This window comes from Nocardiopsis alba DSM 43377 (assembly GCF_000341225.1).
GTDB lineage: Bacteria > Actinomycetota > Actinomycetes > Streptosporangiales > Streptosporangiaceae > Nocardiopsis > Nocardiopsis alba.
Genome location: NZ_ANAC01000017.1, coordinates 196948 through 205131 on the forward strand (window position 1 = coordinate 196948; position 8184 = coordinate 205131).

Genomic DNA, 8184 nt, shown 5'->3' on the forward strand with positions numbered 1-8184 from the left:
CCCCGCCGGCCCTCCCCCCAAGGTGCCCCCATGGACTCGGTCCTCACGACGATCGGCCTGCCGATCGCCCTCGGCGTCATCATGCTCGGCCTCGGTCTGGGCCTCACCACGCGGGACTTCACCCGCCTGCTCTCGATGCCCTGGACGATCGTCCTCGTCCTGGGGTGCCAGATCGTCCTCCTGCCGATCGTCTGCTTCGGGCTGGTCCTGCTCTTCGTCTCCCGCTTCGACCTCTCGCCCATGCTCGCCGTCGGCATGATGATGGTGGCGGCCTCGCCGGGCGGTACCACGGCGAGCCTGTACAGCCACCTGTTCAAGGGCAACGTCGCCCTCAACATCTCCCTGACCGCCATCAACTCGCTCACCGCCATGGTGACCCTGCCGATCGTCACCGGACTCTCGCTCCGGTACTTCACCGACGGCGGCTCCATCGGTCTCCAGACCGGGAAGCTGCTCCAGGTCTTCGCGGTCGTCCTGATCCCCGTCGTGATCGGAATGGCCGTCCGGGCCAGGGCGACCGCCTTCGCCGATCGGATGGAACGGCCCGTCAAGATCGGTTCCGTCCTCGTGCTGGTCGCGGTGATCGTCGGAGCGATCGCCGCCGAGTGGGCGAATCTGCCGAGGTACATCGTCGCGGTCGGGCTCATGGTGCTGATCTTCAACCTGGTCAGCCTCACCGTCGGCTACTGGGCGCCCCGTATGATCGGCACCCGCCGCCCCGAGGCCGTCGCCTCCTGTATGGAGATCGGCCTGCACAACACCACGCTGTCGCTCACCATCGCGGTGACGGTCCTGGGCAGCACCGAGATCGCCGTCCCCTCCGCCGTCTACGGGGTACTGATGTTCTTCACCGCGGCGGGGGCCGGACTCCTGCTCGCCCGCCGTGAGACACGGGATCGTGCGGCCGGCGTGGGAGGAACGGTCCACAGAAGCACGAACTAGCGATGTTCCAGGTAGGCGAGGACGGCGCGGACCCGACGGTGACCGCTGTCGGTGGGCGCCAGACCCAGCTTGGCGAAGATGTTGCCGATGTGCTTGTGCACCGCGTTGGTGGTCACCACCAGGCGCCCGGCGATCCCGGCGTTGTCGCGTCCCTCGGCCATCAGGGCCAACACCTCGCGCTCTCGCGCGGTCAACGACTCCAACGGATCCCGGGGCCGGCGGGTCAGCAGCTGCGACACCACCTCCGGGTCCATCACGGTGCCGCCCGCGGCCACCCGGTCCAGCGCGTCGACGAACTCGCTCACCCGACCCACCCGGTCCTTGAGCAGGTAGCCCACACCGCCACGACCGTCGGAGAGCAGTTCGCCCGCGTAGTCCTGCTCCACGTACTGCGACAGCACCAGGACGGGAAGCCCGGGACGTTCGACCCGGGCCGCGATGGCGGCGCGGATCCCCTCGTCCCGGAAGTCCGGCGGCAGCCGTACGTCGACCACGGCCAGGTCGGGGGAGTGTCGACGCACGGCCTCGGCGAAGGAGGGCGCGTCCTCGGCCACCGCCACCACCTCGTGGCCCCTGGTCCCCAACAGCAACCTCAACCCTTCGGACAACAGCACGTTGTCCTCGGCGATCACGATGCGCACGGCAGCTCCGCCTCGATCACGGTCGGCCCGCCCGCGGGGCTGTTCACCGACACCCGTCCGTCCAGGGCCGCGACCCGGCGTCGCAGTCCGGGGAGCCCGCTCCCCGAGTTCTCGTCGGCCCCGCCCCGGCCGTCGTCGTGGACCTCCACCCGTAGCAGTCCCGGGCTTCGGGACAGGACCACCGAGATCGTCTCCGCGTCCGCGTGCCGGGAGGCGTTGGAGACCGCCTCGGTGACCACGTAGTAGGCGGCGGTCTCCACCGACACCGGCAGCTCTCCCGGATCATCGAGGTCCAGCCGCACCGGTACCGCGCTTCGGGCGGCCAACGCGGTCAACGCCCCCGCCAGCCCGCGGTCGGCGAGGATCGGCGGGTAGACGCCCCTGATCACCTCGCGCAGCTCGGTCATCGCCTCCTCGGCCCCTTGATGGGCCCGCTCCAGGAGCGCGGCGACGGCCGGATCCGACACCGCCTCACGGGCGACCCCGAGCTGCATGGCGATCGCCACCAGCCGGGCCTGAGTGCCGTCGTGCAGGTCGCGTTCGATCCGCCGGAGCTCGGCACCATGGGAGTCCACCACCTCGGCCCGGGTCCGGCTCAACCGGTCCACCCTCTCCGTCAACAGCTCCGCCTCGGTCGGGGCGGACAGACGCAGGCACAGGCGGGCGTGCGCCCTGGCCGACGCGGGGACCACCCACAGCGCGAGCACGACGAAGGACAGCACCTGGCCGGCGACCGTGACCAGGGCGATGCCCCAACCGTCGATCGCGATTCCGTAGGGCTCCGGGCGCAGAGCGACGGGGAGGGCCCACCACATCAGGGTCTGGACGGTGTTGAGCACCATCCCGGGCAGGAACACCGCCAGCATCCCCAGAACCACGCTCACCAGGGTGAACACCGGCATCCAGCGCAGAGAACGGCGCACGGAGGGTTCGCGCCACATCTCCCGCAGGTACGTGGCGGCGGGGACCGGCAGCTCCGGAACCTCCTCGCCCAGGAAGCGGGCGGCCCTTCGCCGGTGCAGGTCGGTCCAGCGCACCGACAGGACCAGGCAGCGGGGGAGGAGGAGCAGGCCCACCCCGCCGACCACGATCAGTAGAACGACGGCCACGCCCAAGGGCATCATCACCAGAGTGGCCAGACCCGAGGCCCCGGCCAGGAGGAGATACCCACAGGCTCTCCACGCCCGGCCCCACGCGTACCGCATTCCGTATCCCCGCTCTTCTCGACGACGTGCCGTCAGTCTGGCCGAGCCGGGCCGCCTCGAGCACTACAGCGGGCCACCGTATCCGGCTCAGTCGTCGTCGCCGTCGTCACCGGTGAGCGCGTCCACGGCGACCGCGACGGCGAGCACCAGGGCGGGGTCCCCGCCGAGGTCGTGGCGGTGGGTGTTGACGTCGACCGCGTAGGTGTCGCGCATCCGGAACCACTTGCGGGACACGACGGCGACGGTGCCCTCCTTATCGCCGATCGTGTACTCCTTGTCGAAGAAGCTCCCCACGACCTCCCAGTCGGGGCCGCCCTCGATCTCCACCTCGAGTTTGTCCCGGATGGGGTTGAAGAGCCGCTTGCGGACGGTGGCGACGGTCTTGCCGTCGTGCTCCACCCGCATCTGGTCACGGACCTTGAAGAGCTTCTTGCGGATCACCATGAGGACGTTCCCCCGGGGGTCCTTGAGCTCGAAGGTGGTGCGCAGCCGCAGGGCCTTGCCGTCCACCCAGAACACCTTGGAGCCCTGCTCGTCGGTCACCCAGAAGTCGTCGCCGATGTCGAAGACGCGTTCGCGTACCAGGAATTTCATGCCCCGAAGCTAGTCCACCCGACCGACTCACCGATAGCCGGAGGGGCACGTGTTCGCTCACGAGGCGCGGGCGCGCCGCTGGGACAGCCAGATCGCCAGGACCACCAGCGCGCAGCCGACCAGTTGAAGCGGGGTCGCCCTCTCGCCCAGCACGATGGCGCCCAAGAGCACCGCCATCACGGGAGGCAGGACCAGGACCGCGGCGCCGGTGGTGGCCGAAAGGCGGGGCAGGGCCGAGCCGACCAGCAGCCAGGTCAGAACCTGTCCGGTCAGCGCCAGCAGGGACAGCCAGAGCCAGGCCATGGCGTCCAGTGACACCAGATCGATCCCGCTCCACAGGGCGCCCAGGGTCCCGGCCGCGACGGCGGCGGTCAGGGTGGAGACGCACACCGGGGTGACCGTGTGGCCCCGGCCTCCGGCGAGTCGGGACAGGAACAGGTAGCCGGCGTAGGTGACACCGGCGGCCACGCCGTAGGCCAGTCCCAGCCACGGGTTCCCCTCGCCGTCCTCGACGCCGACGCCTCCCGCTCCCACGGCGCCGGCCGCCAGGGCCAGCCCCATGAGCATGACCGGCAGCGCGGCGAGGAAACTCCGCGAGATCCGGTCGCCCAACAGGATCCAGGCCAACAGCGGGAAGACCACCACCTGGACGTTGAGCAGTACGGTCGCGATCCCGGCCCCCACGTGGTGGATGCTCGCGGCCCAGAACACGTAGTCCACGCCCAGGAGCAGCCCGGCGGCCGCGTCCAGGCCCAGGAGACGCCCGAGACGGGGCCCGACGCGGCGCAGTTCGGACAGGGCCATCGGCACGAGGACGACCAGTGCGAGAGCGCAGCGAAGGAAGGCGGCGGTCCCCGCGTTCGCCCCGGACAGCTTCACGAAGACCCCGGTCGCCGAGGTGCAGCCGGAACCGATCACCGCGAGCGTCGTCGGTTCGGCCCGCTCCAGCAGGGCTCCCAGTCCACCCGGGGACGAACGTGATGTCTCCCGCTCTTCCCGGCTCTTCTCCTGTCGTGCCATGGGAACAGCTTGTCGGGAGCGACTGGAAAACAAAAGCAATGTTTTGTCGTCGATACTCGGTAGTGTTCCTTATGTGTTCAGTATCGAACGACTGAGAGCGCTGGTGGCCGTGCAGACGCACGGTTCCATCGCGAGCGCGGCGCGGGCTCTGCACGTGACACCGTCGGGGATGTCCCAGCAGCTCACCAAGTTGGAGCGAGAGGCGGGCCAGCGACTGCTGGAACCCCAGGGCAGGAGTGTGCGACTCACCCACGCGGGCAGGGTCCTGGCGGGGCACGCCTCCCGCGTCCTCGAACAGGTGAACGCGGCCCAGACCGATCTGGCCGCCCTCGACCGGCAGATCCTCGGACCGCTGAGGCTGGGCGGGGTGGGGAGCGCGGTCCGCAGCCTGTTGCCCGGAGCCCTCTCCGACCTGCTCGCCCGGCACCCTCGGCTGGCCCCCACCCTGCGCGACGGAGAGGTGGTGTCCCTGCTGCCCGATCTCCTGCGCGGCGACCTGGACCTCGTACTGGCCGAGAGCTGGTCCAGCCGACCGGTGGCGCTGCCCGCCGGGGTCCGCACCGCCGACCTCGTGGACGAGAGGGTCTACCTGGCGCTTCCGCCCGAGCACCCCCTGGGAGGACGCGACTCCGTCGACCTCGCCGAACTCGGGGACGGCGACGGGACGAACGGGGTCTTGTGGGCGAGCTGCCCGGAGGGGACCGAACCCTACGAGGCGATCCTCCAGGCCCTGCGCTCCCGCGGGGTGGAACCCGACATCAGGTACACACTCGCCGAGATCCCCTCTCAGCTCGAGCTGGTGGCCGCGGGCCTGGCCGTCGCCCTGGTACCCGACCTGGGACGGCGCACGGCCCCCGCGGGGGTGCGCTTCCTCCCCACCGATCCTCCCCTGAGCCGGGTGATCCGGGCGGTCTGGCGATCCGACACCGAGACGCCCGCCGTCCGGGCGTGTGTCGGAGCCCTCCTCGGTACGGACACCCCTTTCGAACCCTCGGGAACGTCTTCGGACGGTCCCGGCCGACACCACGCGGTCCCGACCGCACAGCCCGACAGCATCGACGAACCGGAACCGCGAGGAACCCAGTGAACACTGCATGGCACACACGTCCCATGGCCGCCTTCGACATCGAGAGCACCGGACTGGACGTCGAGGGCGACCGGATCGTCACCGCCGCCCTGTGGCGCATCGACCCCGAACGTCGGAGCAAGGAGGTCCTCTCCTGGCTGGCCGACCCCGGTGTCGAGATCCCCGCCGACGCCGCGGAGATCCACGGCATCACCACGGAACGGGCCCGTGAACAGGGTCGGCCCGCAGCCGAGGTCGTGGCGGAGATCGCCGACGCCTTGGAGGCCGTCGTCGCCGAGGGGCTGCCCGTGGTGGTCTACAACGCCCCCTACGACCTGACCCTGCTCGACCGGGAGATCGCCCGTCACCGCCCGGGCCGCCCTCTGCCCGCGCAACCGCTGGTCGTGGACCCGCTCGTCCTGGACAAGAGGGTCGACACCTACCGGCGCGGATCGCGCAAGCTCGTCGACGTGTGCGCCCACTACGAGGTGCCCCTGGCGGCGGAGGAGGCCCATGGCGCGGCCGCCGACGCCCTGGCGGCGGCACGGCTGGCCTGGCGGATCGCCGCGACCCACCCGGAGATCGCCGAGATGTCCGCCGCCGAACTGCACACCGCCCAGATCGCCTGGAAGGCGGAGCAGGCCGCGAGCTTCCAGGAGTACCTGCGCCGTCGCGACCCCGAGGCCGTCGTCGACGGCGCCTGGCCCTACACCCCCGCGACCGTCTGATCCGGACCCCGCCCGAGGCCGGCCCCCGCGCCCGCCTCGGGCCGCGTCGACGGATGATCCTCACGCCGAGGGCGAACACGGACGTCACGGGGGTGGAAACGCGAGAACGGGAACATCCGATGGATGTTCCCGTTCGTTCCGTGCCCCCTGGAGGATTCGAACCTCCGCACCCGGCTCCGGAGGCCGGTGCTCTATCCCCTGAGCTAAGGGGGCGCTGCTGCGAGAACAACTGTAGCAGGGGTCGGGGGCCGTTCGTCCCATCGCTTTCGAGACCGGGCCGGGGAGGTGGTCGATACCGGGTTCCAGTGGTGCCGCCGCGCCCGGCGACGGTAGTGTCACGGCCGTGAACGCCCTTCCCGCCCGGGTTCTCGTCGTCGAGGACGACGAGGTGATCCGCGAACTCATCCGCCTCAACCTCGAACTGGAGGGGTTCGAGGTGTTCACCGCCATGGACGGGCAGGACTGCCTCGAACGGGTCGGCCACATCCGACCCGACGTCATCACCATGGACGTGATGATGCCCCGACTCGACGGCTGGGCGGCCGTCGAGCGTCTGCGTTCGGACGGGTACGACCGGTGCATCGTCATGGTGACCGCCCGGGCCCAGGCCGACGACCGAAGACGTGGTGAACGCATCGGAGTCGACGACTACCTGACCAAGCCCTTCGACCCCGACGAGCTGGTCGACCTCATTCGGGCCCTGCTCGGCGACGGCGACGGCGGCGTGGGGGGAGCCGCGTGACCCCTCGCTCTCTGGAGGCGGTCGTCCGTCGCGCCGCGAGACGCGCCTTCGACATCGACGACGCCGACGTCCCCTTCGTCTGGCCGCGCGCCGATCAGGCCGGAGGCCGGGCCGACGCCTCCATCGCCCTGCCGCTCCGCCTGGTGGGGCGGGTCCGCGATCGACTGCCCGAGAAGGGGGACGGCGATCCTCGTCTCCTGGTCTCCGGACGCATCGTCGCCCAGGTCGACACGATGGCCGAGGAGGGCGACACCGACGCCGGTTTCGCCGAGGTGGTCGCCGACGCCCGCGGGTTCGTCGACGTCACCTTCACCTGTCTTCAACGCGAGAACCTGCTGCGGGCCGCCGCCGACGGCCCGCGCTTCCTCACCGGCCGCGCCTGGACCGGGACGGGGGAGTGGCCCCGGACGGAACTGCACGAGGCCGGACCCGTCGCCCAGGCCCGTCGCTATGCCCGCGCCGACGCGCGGGCCCGCATCGCGATGGCGGTGGGCGCCACGCCTCCGCCGCCGGGGCCCGAGGGGGAGGTCTCCTGGCGCGATCGCTACCTGGACGCCGATCGCCTGGATCTGTACACCCCGGCCGGCCGCGCGTTGGGGCGGATCGGCGAGGACAGCGCCCGGGTGGCCTTCTGCCGCTCCATCCCCGAACGCCCCCGGGAGAACGAGACCACCGGCCGTGACCTGCCCGCGCTCCCCTCGGCCGAACATCCCGGGGCCTGGGTCCGGTTCACCGACGCCAACCCGGCCTTTCGGATGCGTTACGCGCACGCTCACGCTCTGAGCAGTCTGCGCTGGGCCCGCGAGGGTCGGGAGATCGGGCGATGCGAGGACGTCGGCGCCGGGTGCCGGCATCGGGAGAACGCGGCGGTGCGCGGGCTGCTCTTCGATGGCCCCGGTGTCCTGGAGACGGCCGCGCGCCGAGAGGAACCCCATATCCTGGTCCGATACCTGGAAGCGTTGACCAGTGCCTACGATGAGTGGCGAACGGGTTCCACCGCCGGGGCCGGAGGGGCCGACGGGGGAGAACCCGCGCGGGCCGCTCTCGACCCGGCCCTGCCCGCGGCCGTCGCGGGGGTGCTCGACACCGGACTCTTCCTGCTCGGGGTATCGGCGCCCACAAGGCTGTAGACCCCCCGATCGCATGGATCCCGTGGGACGATCCCGACCCCTGTGTTCCGATCGGCTTAGAGCTCATCTCAAAAGCCCTGCGAGACGACTCTGAACCTGCCATGATCACGGACTGT

Annotated in this window: 9 protein-coding genes and 1 tRNA gene; 5 read left to right on the top strand and 5 right to left on the bottom strand. The window is 70.9% G+C overall.

The window, feature by feature from the left end:
* Nucleotides 1-30 precede the first annotated feature (30 nt).
* Nucleotides 31-942 (top strand): bile acid:sodium symporter family protein, encoded by a 912-nt coding sequence (locus D451_RS0118770; protein ID WP_014908827.1) that lies wholly within the window; start codon nucleotides 31-33, stop codon nucleotides 940-942.
* Here the strand turns inward: D451_RS0118770 and D451_RS0118775 are convergent.
* The 4 genes from D451_RS0118775 to D451_RS0118790 all read right to left on the bottom strand — a co-directional run bounded on the left by D451_RS0118775 (nucleotide 939) and on the right by D451_RS0118790 (nucleotide 4402).
* Nucleotides 939-1583 (bottom strand): response regulator, encoded by a 645-nt coding sequence (locus D451_RS0118775; protein WP_017535567.1) that lies wholly within the window; start codon nucleotides 1581-1583, stop codon nucleotides 939-941. The two genes, D451_RS0118770 and D451_RS0118775, sit on opposite strands and share 4 nt — an antisense overlap.
* Nucleotides 1571-2788, bottom strand: coding sequence for a sensor histidine kinase (locus D451_RS0118780; protein WP_017535568.1), 1218 nt, complete (start codon nucleotides 2786-2788; stop codon nucleotides 1571-1573). Before D451_RS0118780 ends, D451_RS0118775 begins: the two co-directional genes overlap by 13 nt.
* 87 nt (nucleotides 2789-2875) lie before the next feature.
* On the bottom strand, nucleotides 2876-3382 hold the full coding sequence (locus tag D451_RS0118785; RefSeq protein ID WP_014908267.1) for an LURP-one-related/scramblase family protein: 507 nt from the start codon (nucleotides 3380-3382) through the stop codon (nucleotides 2876-2878).
* Between the two features lie 57 nt (nucleotides 3383-3439).
* A complete protein-coding gene (locus tag D451_RS0118790) occupies nucleotides 3440-4402 on the bottom strand; it encodes a DMT family transporter (RefSeq protein WP_017535569.1) in 963 nt (320 codons plus the stop codon).
* A 73-nt stretch (nucleotides 4403-4475) separates the two neighbouring features.
* Here D451_RS0118790 and D451_RS0118795 point away from each other — a divergent pair, with 73 nt between their 5' ends.
* The gene (locus D451_RS0118795) at nucleotides 4476-5489 is read left to right on the top strand and encodes a LysR family transcriptional regulator (protein WP_017535570.1); all 1014 of its coding nucleotides are present in this window, start codon (nucleotides 4476-4478) and stop codon (nucleotides 5487-5489) included.
* The gene (locus D451_RS0118800; protein ID WP_026125181.1) at nucleotides 5486-6196 is read left to right on the top strand and encodes an exonuclease domain-containing protein; all 711 of its coding nucleotides are present in this window, start codon (nucleotides 5486-5488) and stop codon (nucleotides 6194-6196) included. The genes D451_RS0118795 and D451_RS0118800 overlap by 4 nt, the downstream gene beginning before the upstream one ends.
* A 141-nt stretch (nucleotides 6197-6337) precedes the next feature.
* On the opposite strand, the gene D451_RS0118805 is transcribed toward D451_RS0118800, so the two are convergent.
* Nucleotides 6338-6409: transfer RNA gene (locus D451_RS0118805), tRNA-Arg, on the bottom strand.
* 130 nt (nucleotides 6410-6539) lie between these two features.
* Between D451_RS0118805 and D451_RS0118810 the strand changes: the two genes are divergently transcribed.
* Both D451_RS0118810 and D451_RS0118815 read left to right on the top strand, forming a co-directional pair.
* Nucleotides 6540-6938 (top strand): response regulator transcription factor, encoded by a 399-nt coding sequence (locus tag D451_RS0118810; RefSeq protein ID WP_014912329.1) that lies wholly within the window; start codon nucleotides 6540-6542, stop codon nucleotides 6936-6938.
* Nucleotides 6935-8068 (top strand): DALR anticodon-binding domain-containing protein, encoded by a 1134-nt coding sequence (locus tag D451_RS0118815; RefSeq protein WP_017535572.1) that lies wholly within the window; start codon nucleotides 6935-6937, stop codon nucleotides 8066-8068. Before D451_RS0118810 ends, D451_RS0118815 begins: the two co-directional genes overlap by 4 nt.
* Nucleotides 8069-8184: the final 116 nt, after the last annotated feature.

Bases quoted from the DNA above. Each gene is read 5' to 3' on its own strand.
- D451_RS0118770 (WP_014908827.1), top strand. From the start codon at position 31: ATGGACTCGGTCCTCACGACGATCGGCCTGCCGATCGCCCTCGGCGTC.
- D451_RS0118780 (WP_017535568.1), bottom strand. From the start codon at position 2,788: ATGCGGTACGCGTGGGGCCGGGCGTGGAGAGCCTGTGGGTATCTCCTC.
- D451_RS0118785 (WP_014908267.1), bottom strand. From the start codon at position 3,382: ATGAAATTCCTGGTACGCGAACGCGTCTTCGACATCGGCGACGACTTC.
- D451_RS0118790 (WP_017535569.1), bottom strand. From the start codon at position 4,402: ATGGCACGACAGGAGAAGAGCCGGGAAGAGCGGGAGACATCACGTTCG.